Below are 16,297 nucleotides of genomic sequence, written 5' to 3' on the forward strand. Positions count from 1 at the left end.
ACCCGCCGGTGGCATGTGGAAGCGCCGGCGCTCAACGGATAAAAGGTACCCCGGGGATAACAGGCTGATCCTGCCCAAGAGTCCATATCGACGGCATGGTTTGGCACCTCGATGTCGGCTCGTCGCATCCTGGGGCTGGAGTTGGTCCCAAGGGTTGGGCTGTTCGCCCATTAAAGCGGTACGCGAGCTGGGTTTAGAACGTCGTGAGACAGTTCGGTCCCTATCCGCTGCGCGCGCAGGAAACTTGAGAAAGGCTGCCCCTAGTACGAGAGGACCGGGGTGGACCAACCTCTGGTGTGCCAGTTGTTCCGCCAGGAGCACGGCTGGTTGGCTACGTTGGGAAGGGATAACCGCTGAAAGCATCTAAGCGGGAAGCCCGTTTCAAGATGAGGTTTCCACGGACTACGGTCCGGAAGGCCCCCTATAGACCATGGGGTTGATAGGCCGGATGTGGAAGAGAGGACTAACGACTCTTGAAGCTGACCGGTACTAATAGGCCGACAACTTGACTTCACACAAAGATATCCTGCTGAAGCTCGCGTCCACTGTGCGGTTCCCGAACTACGGGCACCGCCCAACATAGTTCCATAAAGTTGCCGCAGCCATAGCGGGAGGGAAACGCCCGGTCCCATTCCGAACCCGGAAGCTAAGCCTCCCAGCGCCGATGGTACTGCACTCGCGAGGGTGTGGGAGAGTAGGACGCCGCGGCCACATCATTCACGAAAGCCCCCCGACACCGTCGGGGGGCTTTCGTCATCTACCTGCACGTTCGCTCGGTGCGAGCAGGAGCGCCCGCTCCAAGTGCGTCGATCCACCTCCTGGGCCGTGCTGTCCGGCCTCACGGCAACCAACGCAGGGGCTACCGTGGATAAACGGGGGAGGTGCGAGATGCGCCATCTTTGCATCGCTTCCACCCTTCTCGCGTCGGCGCTGGTGCTCGCTGCGTGTGGTGGAAGCGGATCTGAGTCGAGTCCGTCGACGTTCGCCACGGCGCATGCGCCCAGCCCCGCCGGGTCAGCGGACGCGGCCAACGATGAGGCAGACGGCGTGGTCGATATCAGCGCTCTCGGCGCCGACTCGATCACGGTTGAGCCCTTTGCTGACTTCCTGATGTCGTCGGGTGATCTTGCCTGGGTCTCTGGCGTCGATCCGGGGATCGTGGCGTATGACGAGGCCATGTCAACGGTGTTCGAGGTTGAGGCCGGCAGGATCGCTTCGGCACTGGAGTTCGGGCATGGCTTCATCTGGGCGGCCGAGGCACCCGACTTCGTTCGTCCGACAACCTTGCTCCGCATCGATCCCGCGACCGGCAAGACCAAGCGGTTCAAGCTCCCGTCGCCGGGGGTGCCCAGCGAGTCGTCGCTTGCAGTGACCGCCGAAGCGGTGTGGGCGATCATCCAGCCGAAGTCGGAAGGCGGCGAGTGGACCGTCGTGGGCGTCGATCCGCAGTCGGGCGAGAGGGTGGAGAGGTTCCCGGTAGGGACGGAGGAGGTCGCGGCCGTGAGAGGTGGCTTCGGTTCGCTCTGGATCACTCGGCCCACCGGGCTGCTCGCTCGTATCGACGCGGTCTCAGGAGAGAAGACCGAGATCAGGCTTCCGTTCGGCTCGACCTTTCTCTCCGTGGGAGCGGATTCGGTGTGGGTCATGAACAGTCTCGGGAGCGTCACGAGGGTCGACCCCGGCACGGAGTCCATCGTCGCCACCTTGTCTGTGAGCCCGGAGGGCATCAACGGCGGTGATATCGCGGCTTCGGCCGACGCCGTCTGGGTGCAGCCTGCGGCTTTCCTCGGGGTGGAGATCGACCCGTCGACCAACTCCGTCGTGCAGCGTGTCGGCCCCGCTGAGGGCAGCGGTAGCGTGACGATCACCGATGACGGCGCTGTCTGGATCACTGCGCACGACGCCGACAAGCTGTACCGGATCCCACCGGGCTGACCGAGGCGGCGTATGCGGCATACCCTGAGGTATGCGCACCCTTCTCAACATCATCTGGTTCTTCTTCGCCGGCATCGGCCTGTGGGTCTCGTATGCGATCGTCGGCGTCATCGCCTTCATCACCATCATCGGCATCCCTGCGGGCATCGCGTGCTTCCGCATTGCCAACTACTCGATCTGGCCCTTCGGGCGCGAGGTGATCCGCGACCCGAACGCCGGCGGGTGGACGGTGCTCGGCAACATCCTGTGGATCCCGCTGGGCCTCATCCTCGCGATCGCGCACGTGGTGACGGCCTTCACCCTCGCCATCACCATCATCGGCATCCCGATGGCGTGGGCGAACCTCAAGCTCATCCCGATCTCGCTCACCCCGATGGGCCGGATCGTCGTCGAGACCCACTAGCGGTCGCCGACCGCCAGCACCTCGAGCACCACCTCGCCCGCCTCGTCGCTCGCGTCGAGGTCGACCGCCGCGACGATCGCCCAGTCGTGGTCGCCCGCGGGGTCGTCGATCACCTGGCGCACGATCCAGGTGCCCGCCGGCGCCTCGGCGTGGCCCGCGGCGGCCAGCGCAGCGCGGCCGCGCCCGTCGTCGCCCGCGGAGCCGGCCTCGACGAAGGTGAGCAGTGCGGAGGAGCGTGCGTCCGGGCCGATGCCCACCGCATCGTCCCCGTGCAGGTCGAACAGCGGCGCCAGAGCGTCCTCCCAGGCAGACGCGTCCCAACCGTCCTCCTTGTCGAGGCCGCCGAGCGCGTCCCACGCCCGTCGCGCGGCCAGCTCGACGCGGCGGAACATGGCGTTGCGCACGAGTCGTCGCAGGACGCGCGGGTTGCCGCTGAGCGGCCGGGCCGGTCCCGGCATCGTGCCCGTGACGTCGGGTGCTGACGGGTCGGCGTCGTCGGCGATGAGCGCCTCCGGGTTGGAGAGCCGCTCCCACTCGTCGAGCAGCGACGAGTCGGTGGTCCGCACCACCTCGCCGAGCCACTCCGTGATCTCCTGGACCTCCTCGGTACGGTGCTCCTCGGGGACGGTCTGGCGCATCGCGCGGTAGGCCTCGGCGAGGTAGCGGAGGGCGATGCCCTCCGTGCGCTCGAGCCCGTAGGCGGACACGAGGTCGCCGAACGTCATCGCCTTCTCGAGCATGTCGCGGACCACGGACTTGGGCGCGAGCTCCGCGCCGAGGATCCACGGGTTCGAGCGGCGGTACATCGCGAACGCGGGCTCGAGCAGGTCCTCGAGCGGCTTGGGCCAGGTGACGTCCTCGAGCGCGTCGAGCCGCTCCTCGTACTCCATGCCCTCGGCCTTCATCGCCGCGACGGCCTCGCCGCGAGCCTGGTGCTGCTGCGCGAGCAGCAGCTGCCGCGGGTCCGACAGGGTCGACTCGATGACCGATACCACGTCGAGCGCGTGCGTCGGCGCCTCGACGTTGAGCAGGTCCATCGCCGCCAGGGCGAAGGGGGAGAGCGGCTGGTTGAGCGCGAAGTTGCGCGGCACGTCCACCGTGAGCCTCACCGACGGGCGCGCGCCCCGGGGGTGCGTCGGGTCGGGGATCCGCACGCGCTCGACCACCCCGGCCTGGCGCAGCGACCAGTAGATGCGCAGCGCCTGGCGCGCGTGCGCCGCGCGCTGCGTCGGGGTCTCGTGCACGCCCTCGAGCAGAGCCTTCATCGCGAGCACCGGATCCTCGGCGTCCCGGCCGTGATCGTCCCTGCCGCGCGCCAGGATGTTGAGGACCATCGCGTGCGTGACCGCGAAGCTGGAGGTGAGCGCCTCCGGCTCGGCATCGCGCAGCCGCTCGAAGGTCGCGTCGGTCCAGTTGACGTGGCCGGCGGGCGCCTTCTTGCGGACGATCTTCTTCTTTTTCTTCGGGTCGTCGGCGGCCTTGAGGAGCAGCTTGCGGTTCTCGATCACGTGCTCGGGGGCCATCACGATGACCTCGCCCTCGGTGTCGTAGCCCGCGCGCCCGGCGCGCCCCGCGATCTGGTGGAACTCGCGGGCGCTGAGGTGGCGCATCCTCTCGCCGTCGTACTTCACGAGCGAGGTGAGCAGCACGGTGCGGATGGGCACGTTGATGCCGACGCCGAGCGTGTCAGTGCCGCACACGACCTTGAGCAGGCCCTGCTGGGTGAGGCGTTCGACGATGCGCCGGTACTTGGGGAGCATCCCCGCGTGGTGCACGCCGACGCCGGCGCGCAGGAAGCGGCTGAGGGTCCTGCCGAAGCCCGTGCCGAACCGCACCCCGTCGAGGGCGTCGGCGATCGCGTCCCGCTCGGAGCGCGTCGCGAGGCCCATGCTCAGCAGCGCCTGCGCGCGCTCGACCGCGTCCTTCTGCGTGAAGTGGACGACGTAGACGGGGGAGCGTCCGGTCTGGACGATGCGCTCCACGACCTCGGGGAGCGGGTCCAGCATGTACTCGAACGTGAGGGGGACCGGGCGCTCCGCCGTCGCCACCTCGGCGACGGGGCGGTCCGTGCGGCGCTCGAGGTCGTCGACGAGCCAGCCGGTGTCGCCCAGGGTCGCGGACATCAGCAGGAACTGCGTGCGCGGCAGCTCGAGCAGCGGCACCTGCCACGCCCACCCGCGCTGCGGGTCGGAGTAGAAGTGGAACTCGTCCATCACCACGAGGGAGGCGTCCGTCGCCGAGCCGTCGCGCAGCGCGAGGTTCGCGAGGATCTCGGCCGTGCAACAGATGATCGGGGCGTCGGGGTTCACCGCGGAGTCGCCGGTCATCATGCCGACGTTCTCGCTGCCGAACATCTCGATGAGGGCGAAGAACTTCTCGGACACGAGCGCCTTGAGCGGCGCCGTGTAGAACGTGCGGCCGCCCTTGCCGGCACGATGCGCGGCCAGGGCGGCGAAGTGCGCGCCGGCGGCGACGAGGGACTTGCCCGAGCCGGTGGGCGTCGCGAGGATCACGTGCGCCCCCGAGACGAGCTCGATCAGCGCCTCCTCCTGATGGGGGTACAATGGAAGGTCGCGGTCCGCCGCCCACGTCGCGAAGGCGTCGTAGAGCGAGTCAGGATCGGGAACCGCGCCGGGCGCCGTCTCCGGAAGGCGGGCGAGCAGGGACGAGTCGGTGGAAGTCATCGCCGCCATTGTCCCGTGTCTTGTCCCCTCGGGATGCCGCGACCGCGTGGGACAAGGACTTGCATCGGGACGTACTCACCCGGTTCTTCGCGCCCAGGCGCGTAAGAATGGCGGGAGCGTCCGCACAATTGGACAGGAGCATCATGAACGACAGGGACGAGCGCGACGAGCGCCGCGCGAGCTACGACTCGCGCCCCGGCATCAACCCGCGCAAGTCGCGCGACGGCGACCGCCGCGATGGCGGTGAGCGCCCCCGTCGTCAGTTCGATGGTGACCGTCCGCGCCGCGAGGGCGACCGGCCCCAGCGCCGGTCCGACGGCGATCGTGGTCCGCGCCGCGAGGGAGACCGTGACGACCGTCCGCGTCGTTCGTACGACAACGACCGTGGCCAGCGCCGCGACGGTGGTCGCGACGACCGCCCCCGCCGCTCGTACGACAACGACCGTCCGCGCCGGGACTTCGATGGTGACCGTGGCCAGCGCCGCGATGGCGGTCGCGACGACCGTCCGCGTCGCCAGTACAACGACGACCGTCCCCGCCGCTCGTTCGACGGTGACCGCGGTCCGCGCCGCGACGGCGACCGTCCGCAGCGTCGCTTCGACGGGGATCGGCCGTCGCGTCCGGCGAACTCGGACCGCCCGCGCCGCAACTTCAACGACGACCGCGGCCCCCGTCGCGACAACGACGGCGACCGCCCGCGTCGCCAGTACGACGGCGACCGCAGCCCGCGCCGCTCATACGACGAGGACCGCCCGCGCCGCTCCTACGGCGCCGAGCGCCAGCAGCGCTCCTACGAGGACCGCCCGCGTCGCGACTTCGATGGTGACCGTCCCCGTCGTCAGTTCGATGGGGACCGTGGCCCGCGTCGTGATGGTGACCGTCCGCAGCGTTCGTACGACGACCGTCCCCGTCGCAACTACGAGGACCGCCCGCGTCGCGACTTCGATGGTGACCGTCCCCGTCGTCAGTTCGATGGCGACCGTGGCCCGCGTCGTGATGGTGACCGTCCGCAGCGTTCGTACGACGACCGTCCCCGTCGCAACTACGACGACCGTCCCCGTCGTCAGTTCGATGGCGACCGTGGCCCGCGTCGTGATGGTGACCGTCCGCAGCGTTCGTACGACGACCGTCCGCGCCGGAACTACGAGGACCGCCCGCGTCGCGACTTCGATGGTGACCGTCCCCGTCGTCAGTTCGATGGCGACCGTGGCCCGCGTCGTGATGGTGACCGTCCGCAGCGGTCGTACGACGACCGCCCGCGCCGGAACTACGACGACCGTCCCCGTCGCGACTTCGACGGCGACCGCGGCCCGCGTCGCGATGGCGACCGCGGCCCCCGCCGCTACGACGACCGCGGCCCCCGCCGCGACTTCGACCGCGACCGCGCCCCGCGCGGCTCCGGCCGCCCCGGCGCCCGCCCCGACCGCGGTGGCCGCGCCCGTCCGGAGTCGGACGAGCGCACGGCCCGCGTCGCCGGAGTTCCGCTCACCAAGTCGCAGGTCATCGAGGCCCCCGAGGTCCCCGAGGAGATCACGTACGGCCAGCTCGACCGCGCCGTCCGTGCGCGCCTGCGCACCCTGAGCAAGGACAACGCCGAGGACGTCGGCCGTCACCTCATCATGGCGGGCAACCTCCTCGACATCGACCCCGAGCTCGCGTACCGCCACGCGCAGGTCGCGCTCCAGCGCGGCGGCCGCGTCGACGTCGTCCGCGAGGCCGCGGCCCTCACCGCCTACGCCACCGGCCGCTACGCCGAGGCGCTGCGCGAGTTCCGCACGGTCCGCCGCCTCGGCGGCTCGATCGAGCACCTCCCGCTCATGGCGGACTGCGAGCGCGGCCTCGGCCGTCCGGAGCGCGCGCTCGCGATCGCCGAGGAGCCCGACGCCAAGGCGCTGCCGGCCGACTCGGCCGTCGAGATGCGCATCGTGGTCGCCGGCGCCCGCCTCGACATGGGCGACGCGGAGGCCGCGCAGCTCATCCTCAACCGCATCAGCACCCCGAACGCCGACCTCCAGGTCCGCGTCGACGAGGCCAAGGTCGCGGTCCTCCGTGCGCTCGGCCTCGACGCCGAGGCGGACGAGCTCGAGGCATCCATCCCCGAGCCCGTCGAGGAGGAGATCGAGGAGGACATCGTCCTCTACGACACCGCCGAGCTGCCCGATCCCGACGAGCACGACGAGGACGAGCTCGAGGACGAGGACGACCTCCACGAGGTCGTCGAGGACGACGAGGACGACGAGGACCTCGACCACGACGAGGACGACGAGGACCTCGACCACGACGAGGACGACGACACCCCCGAGGACGAGGACGACGACACCTCCGAGGACGAGCACGAGAACGAGGACGACGAGGACGAGGGCCGCGCATGAGCGCTGGCCTGATCGGCACCGAGGTCGCGCTGCAGGACACCTTCGACGTCGCGCTCGTCGACCTCGACGGCGTCGCCTACAAGGGCCCGCACGCGATCCCGACCGCCCCGCCCGCCCTCGAGGAGGCGCGCGGCGCCGGGATGGCGATCATGTTCGTGACGAACAACGCCAACCGCGAGCCCGAGACCGTCGCCGACCACCTCACCGAGCTGGGCATGCCGTGCGCGCCCACCGAGGTGATGACCGCCGCCCAGGCGGGCGCCGAGCTCCTCGCCGAGCACGTGCCGGCGGGGGAGAAGGTCCTCGTCGTCGGCGGCGCGGGCCTGCGCACCGCCGTCACGGCCAAGGGCTTCGCCATCGTCGAGAGCGCGGACGAGCGTCCCTCCGCCGTGATCCAGGGCTTCTCGCCCGACCTCGGCTGGAAGCAGTTCGCGGAGGCGACGTACGCGATCAACGCCGGTGCCCGCTTCTTCGCCACCAACCTCGACCTCACGATCCCGAACGAGCGCGGCATGGCCCCCGGCAACGGCTCGCTCGTGGGCGTGGTCCGCACCGCGACCGGCGTCACGCCGCTCGCGGCCGGCAAGCCCGAGCCCGCGATGCTGCGCCTCGCCGCGGCCAAGGCCGGCGGGACCCGCCCGGTCATGATCGGCGACCGCCTCGACACCGACCTCAAGGGCGCCCGCGCCGCGGACGTCCCCGGGCTCCTCGTGCTCACCGGCGTGTCGACCGCGCGCGACGCGATCCTGGCGGCGCCGGACGAGCGCCCGTCCTTCATCGGCGCGGACCTCTCGACGCTCGCGGAGACCCACCCGGCCCCGTTCCTCGTCGAGAACTGGTGGCACGTGCGCGAGGCCCGCGCCCGCGTCACCGAGGGCCGCCTGGTCGCCGACGGCGGCACCCCGATGGACCGGCTGCGCGCCGCCTGCGCCGCCGCGTGGGCCGCCGCGGACGCCGGCGCCAAGGTGGACGTTGAGACCCTCCCGCACTTCGGCTAGCCTCCAGTCCCATGGCTGACCTCAACGACGCGCGCGATTCCCTGGGCCAGGTCGAGTACCCCGCGGAGGTCCGCGAGGCGCTCAAGGCCGTCACCGAGCTCCCCGACGACCTCGACCAGCAGGCCGAGTTCTTCGACAAGGTGCAGGAGGCGCTGTCGACGCGCCTCCGCGACGAGTCGCGCTGAGCATGCGGCTGGACCGCGCGCTCGTGGCGCGCGGCCTGGTCCCGTCGCGCACCCGCGCGCAGGAGCTCATCGCGGCCGGCGCCGTGACCGTCGACGGCGCCGTCGCGTCCAAGCCCGCCCTCGAGGTGGGGGACGATGCGGCGGTCGAGGTCGCCGCGCCCGACCAGTACGTCTCCCGCGCGGCCCACAAGCTCCTCGGCGCGCTCGACGCGTGCCCCGAGCTCGACGTCGCGGGACGGGTGTGCCTCGACGTCGGCGCCTCCACCGGCGGCTTCACCCAGGTCCTGCTCGAGCGGGGCGCCGCGCGCGTCCACGCGATCGACGTGGGCCACGGCCAGCTCGCGCCGACCATCGCCGCGGATCCCCGCGTCGTCGCCCGCGAGGGCCTCAACGCGCGCGAGCTCACGGTGGACGACCTGGGGGAGCGGCCCGGCCTCGTGGTCGCGGACGTCTCCTTCATCTCGCTCACCCTGCTCATCGGCCCGCTCGTGTCCGCGTGCGCCGACGACGCCGACCTCCTGCTCATGGTCAAGCCGCAGTTCGAGGTGGGTCGCGAGCGCCTGGGCCGCGGCGGGGTCGTGACGAACCTCGACGACCGCGCCCGGGCGGTCGCGGCCGTGGTCGCCGCGATGACCGGCGCGGGCCTCGCGATCCGCCGGATCGCGCGCTCGACGCTCCCGGGTCCGCACGGCAACGTCGAGTTCTTCGTGTGGGCCTCGCGGTCGTGGCAGGCTAGGGGCGAGTCAGGGCCGCCGCTCACGGAGGCCCAGGTTAGGGCCGCGATCGAGTCGGAGACGGGAGGCACGCCATGACCCGCCGCATCCTCATCGTGGCCCACCCGCATCGTCCCGAGGCGCTCGAGGCCGCCGACCTCGCCGCCGCGGCCCTCCGGGCCGACGGCGTCGCCACCTGCACCGACTTCCACACCGGCGACAAGCCCATCGAGGCCGCGCTCGTGCTCGGCGGCGACGGAACGATCCTCCACGCCGCGGACCTCACGCGCGGCACCGGCATCCCGCTGCTCGGCGTCAACCTCGGCCACGTGGGCTTCCTCGCGGAGTTCGAGCGCGACGACGTCGCGCACGCCGCGCGCCGCCTCGCCGCGGGCGACTACACGATCGAGGAGCGCGGCACCATCGACGTCGTGGTGACCTCGCCCGAGGGCGTCCAGACCACCGGCTGGGGCCTCAACGACGTCACGGTCGAGCGCGCCAACCTGCGCACCACCATCGAGGTCGCGCTCGACATCGACGGCCGGCCCCTGTCGACCTTCGGCTGCGATGGCGTGGTGGTGGCGACCGCGACCGGCTCGACGGCGCACGCCTTCAGCGCCGGCGGGCCCGTGCTGTGGCCCGACGTCGACGCCCTGCTCGTCGTGCCGCTCGCCGCGCACGCGCTGTTCTCGCGCCCGCTCGTCGTGAGCCCGTCGTCGCGCGTCGCCGTCGAGATCCTCGACCGCTCGTCCAGCGACGGCCAGGTGGTGCTCGACGGCGCCCGCGCGATCGACCTCGTGCGCGGCGGACGCGTCGAGGTGACCCGCGGCGCGCACGCGGTGCGCCTCGCCCGCATGTCCGACGCGCCGTTCTCCGAGCGCCTCGTCCAGAAGTTCTCCCTGCCCGTCGACGGCTTCCGCGGCACGCGGCCGGTCGCGGGGTGGGGAGCGGGGATCTGACGTGCTCCACGAGCTCGCCATCGAGAACCTGGGCGTGATCGAGTCCGCCCGCGTCGACCTCGGACCCGGCCTCACCTGCGTGACCGGCGAGACCGGCGCCGGCAAGACCATGGTGCTCACCGGCCTGGGCCTCATCACCGGCTCGAGGAGCGTCCCCGCCACCGTGCGCACGGGCGCCGATGCGGCGCTCGCCGAGGCCGTCCTCGACGTCGTCCCCGGCTCGTGGCCCGCCGGGCGCCTCGAGGAGGCCGGCGCGACGCTCGACGACGACGGCACCGTCATCGTGTCCCGCACCGTCGGGGCCACCACCCGCTCGCGCACCGTCGTCGGCGGCCGCACCGTCCCGCAGGCCGTGCTCGCCGACGTCGCCGAGCACTGGGTCACCGTGCACGGCCAGAGCGACCAGGCACGCCTGCGGTCGTCGGCCGAGCAGCGCGCGATCCTCGACGGCTTCGCGGGGCACGATGCGCTGCTCGCCGCGTACGCGGCGGCGTGGGACGGATGGCGGGAGGCCCGGGCACGGCTCGAGGAGATGGAGTCCGGCGCCGAGGCCGCGCGCCTCGAGGCGGCCCGCATGCGCGACGACCTCGACGCGATCGACGCCGTCGACCCGCAGCCGGGCGAGGACGCCGAGATCGGCGCGCAGCTCGAGGTGCTCCAGCACTCCGAGGCCGTGCGCGCCGGGGTCGCGGGCGCACGCGAGGCCATCGACGGCGAGGCCGAGGTCACGCTCGTCGTCGCCGCGGACGCCGCGCGCCGCGCGCTCGGCGACGCCGCCCGCCACGACCCCGCGCTCGAGGAGCTCGAGACGCGGCTCGCCGACGTCGCCTACTCGGCGGCGGACATCGCCCACGAGCTCGCCTCCTACCTCGACCGCATGGACGCCGACCCGGCCCGCCTCGAGCAGCTCCAGGCCCGCCGCGCCGACCTCAACGGGCTCATGCGGCGCATCGGCGCGGACCTCGACGGCGTGCTCGCGTACCGCGACCGCGCGGCCGAGGCCGTGCTCCAGGACGACACGTGGGACGAGACGCTCGCGGCCCGCCGCGCCGCCGAGGCGGATGCGCGCGACGGGGTCGAGCGGGCCGCCGCCGCGCTCACCGAGAGCCGCCGCGCCGCCGCCGGGCGGCTGTCCGGCGACGTCGACGCCGAGCTCGACGGGCTCGCGATGCCCGACGCGGAGTTCCGCGTCGGCGTGCGCGCCGTCGAACCGCGCGCGACGGGGGCCGACGAGGTCGAGATGACGCTCGCCTCCCACCCCGGCGCCCCGCATCGTCCCGTCGCCCAGGCGGCCTCCGGCGGCGAGCTGTCCCGCATCATGCTCGCGATCGAGGTCTCGCTCGCCCGGCACGCCGTCACGCCGGGCCACACGTTCGTCTTCGACGAGGTCGACGCGGGCGTCGGCGGCAAGGCCGCGATCGCCGTCGGCCGCCGCCTCGCCGAGCTCGCGCGCACCCACCAGGTGCTCGTCGTCACCCACCTCGCGCAGGTCGCCGCGCACGCGGACCGGCACGTCGTCGTGGCCAAGGCGACCGACGGCACCGTGACCCGTTCGCAGGTGCACGAGGTGGCGGGGGAGGACCGCGTCGAGGAGCTCGCGCGCCTCCTGTCGGGCCACGAGGGATCGAAGACCGCACTCGCCCACGCACGTGAGCTGCTGGAGGCCTCGCGCGTGGCACCATAGCCGCCATGACCGCCGCCATCACCGCCATCTCGGGCCCCGCCCGGGTCGACTCGTCGCCCCTCGTGCTGGCGCGACGGCTCCAGCCGGGAGACGTGGCGATCGTGGACGCGCTCGACCTCGACAAGCGCGCGGCCGCGGCCCTCGCGGCCCGCCGCCCGGCCGCGGTGGTCAACGCCCAGCCTTGCCTGTCCGGGCGCCTGCCCACCACCGGCGCGCTCGTCCTGCTCGAGGCCGGCATCCCCGTCGTCGAGTCCGCCGGCACCGAGGTGCTCGCGATCCGCGACGGCGCCGCGGTCACGGTCGACGGTGCCCGCGTCGCCGCCGGCGCCCGCGTCGTCGAGGACGGCACGCGGCTCAGCCTCGAGGACGTCGAGCACCGCATCCGCGTCGCCGACGAGGACCTCCACGTGCACGTCGCCTCGTTCACCGCGACCGCGCTCGACCTGCTCAACCGCGACGCGGACCTGCTGCTCGACGGCATCGGGCTGCCCGAGCTGCGCCTGCCCGTCGACGGCCGCCCCGTCGTCGTCGTCACCCCCCGCTTCACCGGCGGCGACGAGGTGCTCGCCCGCTTCGCGCGCGAGCGCCGGCCCGTCGTGATCGGCGTGGGAGAGGGGGCCGATGCGGCGCGCGCCGCGGGGCTCATGCCGCGCATCGTCGTCGGCGACATCGACGCCGTCGGCGAGGACGTGCTGCGCCGCGCCGCCCAGGTGATCGTCCACGACCCCGTGGGCCGCGACGCGGGCAACGCGCGCGCCCAGGCCATCGGCCTCAGCCACGACGCGTGCGACGCGCGCCTCGCGAGCGAGGACGTGGCGCTGCTCGCCGCGCACGCCGCCGGCGCGTCCGTCGTCGTGGTGGCCGGCGCCCGCGAGGGCCTGCTCGACTACGTCGAGGACCGCTCGACCGCCGGCGCCGGCGCGCTGCTGTCGCGCCTGGTCGCGAGCGGCGCCGTCGTCGACTCCGCCGTGCTGCCCGCGCTCTACCGGCATCGCTACAGCGCCGTGACCGCGTGGGGCGCGGTCGGGCTCGCCGCCGGCGCCCTGCTGCTCGCCGCCTGGGGCACGCCCGAGGGGCACGATGCGCTCGCCGCCGCGGGGCAGTGGCTCGCCGACACGTTCGGCGGCGGGCGATGAGCGACGCGCGCACCCGGCTCGTGTCGGCCGCCGCGGGCATCGCGGTGCTCGCCACCGGCGTCGTGCTCGGGTCGGGGCCGCTGCGCGCGGCGCTGCTGGGCGAGACCGGCGACCGGCTCGACGCGCTCGAGGCGGATGTCGCCGCCCAGGAGGAGCGCGCCGACGACGCCGAGGCGCGCGCCGACACCGCCGCCGCCTATGTCGACGCCACCGCGCCGACCCTCCTCATCGACCTCCTGCCCGGCACCGCGGTCGTCGTGGTCGCCGCGCCCGGGGCCCCCGACGCGGTGATCGAGGCCGTCGAGGCCCGCCTCCCGCTCGCGGGTGCCGAGGAGACCGGCGCGGTCGCGCTCGGCGACGCGTGGAACGACGACGCCACCTCCCAGTTCCGGACCGCGCTCGCGGAGCAGGTCGCACCCTCGCTCGTGGGCGTCGACGCCGTCGAACCGTCCGCCGTGCTTGCCCACGCGTTCGTCCAGGGCGCGACCGGCGCGGCCCCCACCGGCGCGGACCGCGCGGACGTCGGCGACGCCGGCACGGACCGCGGCGCGGTGCTGTGGGACCTTCTCGCGCAGGCCGATCTCGCCGAGGGCGAGGCCGCGACGCGCGCGGATGCGATTCTTCTGATCGCCGGCGGCAAGGACGCGACCGCCGCCCTGGCCGACGCCTTCGCCGCCTACGACGCGCCCGTCACCGTGGTGGGCGCGCCCGCCGCGATCTCCGCGCAGAGCAGGCGCGACGATGTCGCGACCGTCGCATCGTCCGACTGGACGATGGGCTCGGTGACCGCCGTCGCGGCCGTCTCGGAGACCCTCGCGGGAGACCGCCCGCACTACCGCGACGGCGAGGTCCCGGCCGTTCTCGGCGTTTCCTGAGAGGCACCCGGGACTCACGGCTGTTAGAGTTGAAGCCCGTGGAGCGAACGCGATTCTCGTCCGGCACGGACCATGTCACCCGTCAGATCTTCGTCACCGGAGGCGTCGTGTCCTCCCTCGGGAAGGGACTGACGGCCTCGAGCCTCGGTCGGCTTCTCCGCTCGCGCGGCCTGCGCGTGACGATGCAGAAGCTCGATCCCTACCTCAACGTGGATCCGGGCACCATGAACCCCTTCCAGCACGGCGAGGTCTTCGTCACCGACGACGGCGCCGAGACCGACCTGGACATCGGCCACTACGAGCGGTTCCTCGACGTGGAGCTCTCCGCGGCGTCGAACGTCACCACCGGCCAGGTGTACTCGCAGGTCATCGCCAAGGAGCGCCGCGGCGAGTACCTCGGCGACACCGTCCAGGTGATCCCGCACATCACCGACGAGATCAAGCGCCGCATGCGCCAGCAGGCCGGCCCCAACGTCGACGTGATCATCACCGAGATCGGCGGCACCGTCGGCGACATCGAGTCGCAGCCCTTCCTCGAGGCCGCCCGCCAGGTGCGCCACGACGTGGGCCGCGACAACGTGTTCTTCCTCCACGTCTCGCTCGTGCCGTACATCGGCCCGTCGGGCGAGCAGAAGACCAAGCCCACGCAGCACTCGGTGGCCGCGCTGCGCTCGATCGGCATCCAACCCGACGCGCTCGTGCTGCGCTCCGACCGCGAGGTGCCCACCTCGGTCAAGAACAAGGTCGCGCTCATGTGCGACGTCGAGCCCGCCGCCGTGGTCAACGCGGTCGACGCGCCGAGCATCTACGACATCCCCAAGGTGCTGCACGCCGAGGGCCTCGACGCGTACGTCGTGCGCCGCCTCGACCTGCCGTTCCACGACGTCGAGTGGGGCGCCTGGAACGACGTCCTCAAGCGCGTGCACAAGCCCGCCAAGGAGGCGGAGATCGCGCTGGTCGGCAAGTACATCGACCTGCCCGACGCGTACCTGTCGGTGACCGAGGCGCTGCGCGCCGGCGGCTTCCACCACAACACCCGCGTCCGCATCCGCTGGGTCGCCTCCGACCGCTGCCAGACCCCGCAGGGCGCCCAGGAGGCCCTCGGCGGCGTCGACGGCGTGCTCGTGCCGGGCGGCTTCGGCGTGCGCGGCGTCGACGGCAAGATCGGCGCGCTGCGCTGGGCCCGCGAGAACAAGGTGCCCACGCTCGGCATCTGCCTCGGCCTCCAGACCATGGTGATGGAGTACGCCCGCAACGTGGTCGGCCTCGAGGGCGCCTCGAGCTCCGAGTTCGATCCCGAGACCCACCACCCCGTGGTCGCCACCATGGAGGAGCAGCTCGAGATCGTCGAGGGCAAGGGCGACCTGGGCGGCACGATGCGCCTGGGCGAGTACCCGGCCCTGCTCAAGGAGGGCTCCGTGGTCGCCGAGACCTACGGCGCCTCGACCGTGGGCGAGCGTCACCGCCACCGCTACGAGGTCAACAACGCGTACCGCGCGCAGCTCGAGGAGGCCGGCCTGGTCGTCTCGGGCGAGAGCCCCGACCGCTCGCTCGTCGAGTTCGTCGAGCTCCCGCGCGACACGCACCCGTACTACGTGTCGACGCAGGCGCACCCCGAGTTCCTGTCGCGCCCGACCAAGGCGCACCCGCTGTTCGCGGGCCTCATCGGCGCGGCGATCGCCCGCCAGGAGGAGGCCTCGGCCCCCGCGGACGCCGCGACCGTCTGATGATCGAGGACGTCCCCGGCGCGCGGCCGGTTGTCGAGTCGCGCCTCGCCTATCAGGGCAAGGTGTGGAACGTGCGCACCGACCGCGTCGACCTGGGGGAGTCCGGTCAGGTCCAGCGGGACTACATCCACCACACCGGCGCCGTCGGCATCATGGCGATGGACGAGGCGGAGCGGGTCTTCCTCGTCCGGCAGTACCGCCACGCGGTGCGCGCCGAGACCTGGGAGCCGCCCGCCGGCCTCCTCGACCTGCGCGACGAGCCGCCCGTCGAGGCGGCCGCGCGCGAGCTGTTCGAGGAGGCCGACCTGCGGGCCGGCCGCTGGGACACGCTCGTCGACTTCATGACCTCGCCCGGCGGCTCGTCCGAGGGCATCCGCATGTTCCTCGCCCGCGACGTCACCGAGGTGCCGCACGCCGAGCGCTTCCAGCGCCACGAGGAGGAGCGGGACATGGAGGGGCGGTGGGTGCCGCTCGACGAGATCCTCGCGTCGATCTGGGCCGGCACCGCGCAGAGCCCGTCGCTGGTCGTCGGCGCGCTCGCGCTCGACGCCGCGCGACGGTCGGGCTGGCAGACGCTGCGCCCCGCCGACGCGGACTGGCGCCGCCCGCCCTCGCTGCTCGACTGA

Annotated in this window: 13 protein-coding genes and 2 rRNA genes; 14 read left to right on the forward strand and 1 reads right to left on the reverse strand. The window is 72.7% G+C overall.

Annotation, left to right across the window (positions count from 1 at the left end; all coding sequences use genetic code 11):
* The 4 genes from AOM07_RS13605 to AOM07_RS13620 form a co-directional block, all read left to right on the forward strand.
* A 23S ribosomal RNA gene (locus AOM07_RS13605) occupies positions 1-513 on the forward strand; the annotation flags it as partial.
* Positions 514-594: 81 nt separating this feature from the next.
* Positions 595-711 (forward strand): 5S ribosomal RNA (gene rrf / locus AOM07_RS13610).
* A 336-nt stretch (positions 712-1,047) separates the two neighbouring features.
* Positions 1,048-1,935: an NHL repeat-containing protein gene (locus AOM07_RS13615; RefSeq protein WP_062314732.1), complete on the forward strand. Its 888-nt coding sequence runs from the start codon at positions 1,048-1,050 to the stop codon at positions 1,933-1,935.
* Between the two features lie 31 nt (positions 1,936-1,966).
* A complete protein-coding gene (locus AOM07_RS13620) occupies positions 1,967-2,338 on the forward strand; it encodes a YccF domain-containing protein (protein WP_062314734.1) in 372 nt (123 codons plus the stop codon).
* On the opposite strand, the gene AOM07_RS13625 is transcribed toward AOM07_RS13620, so the two are convergent.
* Positions 2,335-5,022 carry a DEAD/DEAH box helicase gene (locus tag AOM07_RS13625; protein WP_062314842.1) on the reverse strand — a complete coding sequence of 896 codons (2,688 nt, stop codon included), beginning with the start codon at positions 5,020-5,022 and terminating at the stop codon, positions 2,335-2,337. The two genes, AOM07_RS13620 and AOM07_RS13625, sit on opposite strands and share 4 nt — an antisense overlap.
* 143 nt (positions 5,023-5,165) lie before the next feature.
* On the opposite strand from AOM07_RS13625, the gene AOM07_RS14815 reads away from it, so the two are divergent.
* Genes AOM07_RS14815 through AOM07_RS13670 form a run of 10 tightly spaced genes read left to right on the forward strand, consistent with a single transcriptional unit; the run spans position 5,166 to position 16,297 of the window.
* The gene (locus AOM07_RS14815; RefSeq protein ID WP_062314736.1) at positions 5,166-7,394 is read left to right on the forward strand and encodes a hypothetical protein; all 2,229 of its coding nucleotides are present in this window, start codon (positions 5,166-5,168) and stop codon (positions 7,392-7,394) included.
* Positions 7,391-8,392 (forward strand): HAD-IIA family hydrolase, encoded by a 1,002-nt coding sequence (locus AOM07_RS13635; protein WP_062314739.1) that lies wholly within the window; start codon positions 7,391-7,393, stop codon positions 8,390-8,392. Before AOM07_RS14815 ends, AOM07_RS13635 begins: the two co-directional genes overlap by 4 nt.
* 11 nt (positions 8,393-8,403) lie before the next feature.
* Positions 8,404-8,577, forward strand: a complete 174-nt coding sequence (locus AOM07_RS14820; protein ID WP_156155910.1) for a hypothetical protein — start codon at positions 8,404-8,406, stop codon at positions 8,575-8,577.
* Between the two features lie 2 nt (positions 8,578-8,579).
* Positions 8,580-9,389, forward strand: a complete 810-nt coding sequence (locus AOM07_RS13640) for a TlyA family RNA methyltransferase (RefSeq protein WP_062314741.1) — start codon at positions 8,580-8,582, stop codon at positions 9,387-9,389.
* Entirely contained in the window at positions 9,386-10,249 is an 864-nt protein-coding gene (locus AOM07_RS13645; RefSeq protein ID WP_062314743.1) for an NAD kinase, read from the forward strand. Before AOM07_RS13640 ends, AOM07_RS13645 begins: the two co-directional genes overlap by 4 nt.
* A gap of 1 nt (position 10,250) precedes the next feature.
* Positions 10,251-11,933 carry a DNA repair protein RecN gene (gene recN, locus AOM07_RS13650; protein WP_062314745.1) on the forward strand — a complete coding sequence of 561 codons (1,683 nt, stop codon included), beginning with the start codon at positions 10,251-10,253 and terminating at the stop codon, positions 11,931-11,933.
* A 5-nt stretch (positions 11,934-11,938) separates the two neighbouring features.
* The gene (gene steA / locus AOM07_RS13655) at positions 11,939-13,069 is read left to right on the forward strand and encodes a putative cytokinetic ring protein SteA (RefSeq protein WP_062314747.1); all 1,131 of its coding nucleotides are present in this window, start codon (positions 11,939-11,941) and stop codon (positions 13,067-13,069) included.
* Complete coding sequence (locus AOM07_RS13660) at positions 13,066-13,944, forward strand: copper transporter (RefSeq protein ID WP_062314750.1); 879 nt, start codon at positions 13,066-13,068, stop codon at positions 13,942-13,944. The genes steA and AOM07_RS13660 overlap by 4 nt, the downstream gene beginning before the upstream one ends.
* A 38-nt stretch (positions 13,945-13,982) precedes the next feature.
* Positions 13,983-15,671 (forward strand): CTP synthase, encoded by a 1,689-nt coding sequence (gene pyrG, locus AOM07_RS13665; protein WP_062314752.1) that lies wholly within the window; start codon positions 13,983-13,985, stop codon positions 15,669-15,671.
* The gene (locus tag AOM07_RS13670; RefSeq protein ID WP_062314754.1) at positions 15,671-16,297 is read left to right on the forward strand and encodes an NUDIX domain-containing protein; all 627 of its coding nucleotides are present in this window, start codon (positions 15,671-15,673) and stop codon (positions 16,295-16,297) included. The genes pyrG and AOM07_RS13670 overlap by 1 nt, the downstream gene beginning before the upstream one ends.

It is taken from the genome of Demequina rhizosphaerae, from assembly GCF_000971255.1.
GTDB lineage: Bacteria > Actinomycetota > Actinomycetes > Actinomycetales > Demequinaceae > Demequina > Demequina rhizosphaerae.

Bases quoted from the DNA above. Each gene is read 5' to 3' on its own strand.
- AOM07_RS14820 (WP_156155910.1), top strand. From the start codon at position 8,404: ATGGCTGACCTCAACGACGCGCGCGATTCCCTGGGCCAGGTCGAGTAC.
- AOM07_RS13645 (WP_062314743.1), top strand. From the start codon at position 9,386: ATGACCCGCCGCATCCTCATCGTGGCCCACCCGCATCGTCCCGAGGCG.
- steA (WP_062314747.1), top strand. From the start codon at position 11,939: ATGACCGCCGCCATCACCGCCATCTCGGGCCCCGCCCGGGTCGACTCG.
- AOM07_RS13620 (WP_062314734.1), top strand. From the start codon at position 1,967: ATGCGCACCCTTCTCAACATCATCTGGTTCTTCTTCGCCGGCATCGGC.
- AOM07_RS13660 (WP_062314750.1), top strand. From the start codon at position 13,066: ATGAGCGACGCGCGCACCCGGCTCGTGTCGGCCGCCGCGGGCATCGCG.
- AOM07_RS13670 (WP_062314754.1), top strand. From the start codon at position 15,671: ATGATCGAGGACGTCCCCGGCGCGCGGCCGGTTGTCGAGTCGCGCCTC.
- AOM07_RS13635 (WP_062314739.1), top strand. From the start codon at position 7,391: ATGAGCGCTGGCCTGATCGGCACCGAGGTCGCGCTGCAGGACACCTTC.
- AOM07_RS14815 (WP_062314736.1), top strand. From the start codon at position 5,166: ATGAACGACAGGGACGAGCGCGACGAGCGCCGCGCGAGCTACGACTCG.
- AOM07_RS13640 (WP_062314741.1), top strand. From the start codon at position 8,580: ATGCGGCTGGACCGCGCGCTCGTGGCGCGCGGCCTGGTCCCGTCGCGC.
- AOM07_RS13625 (WP_062314842.1), bottom strand. From the start codon at position 5,022: ATGACTTCCACCGACTCGTCCCTGCTCGCCCGCCTTCCGGAGACGGCG.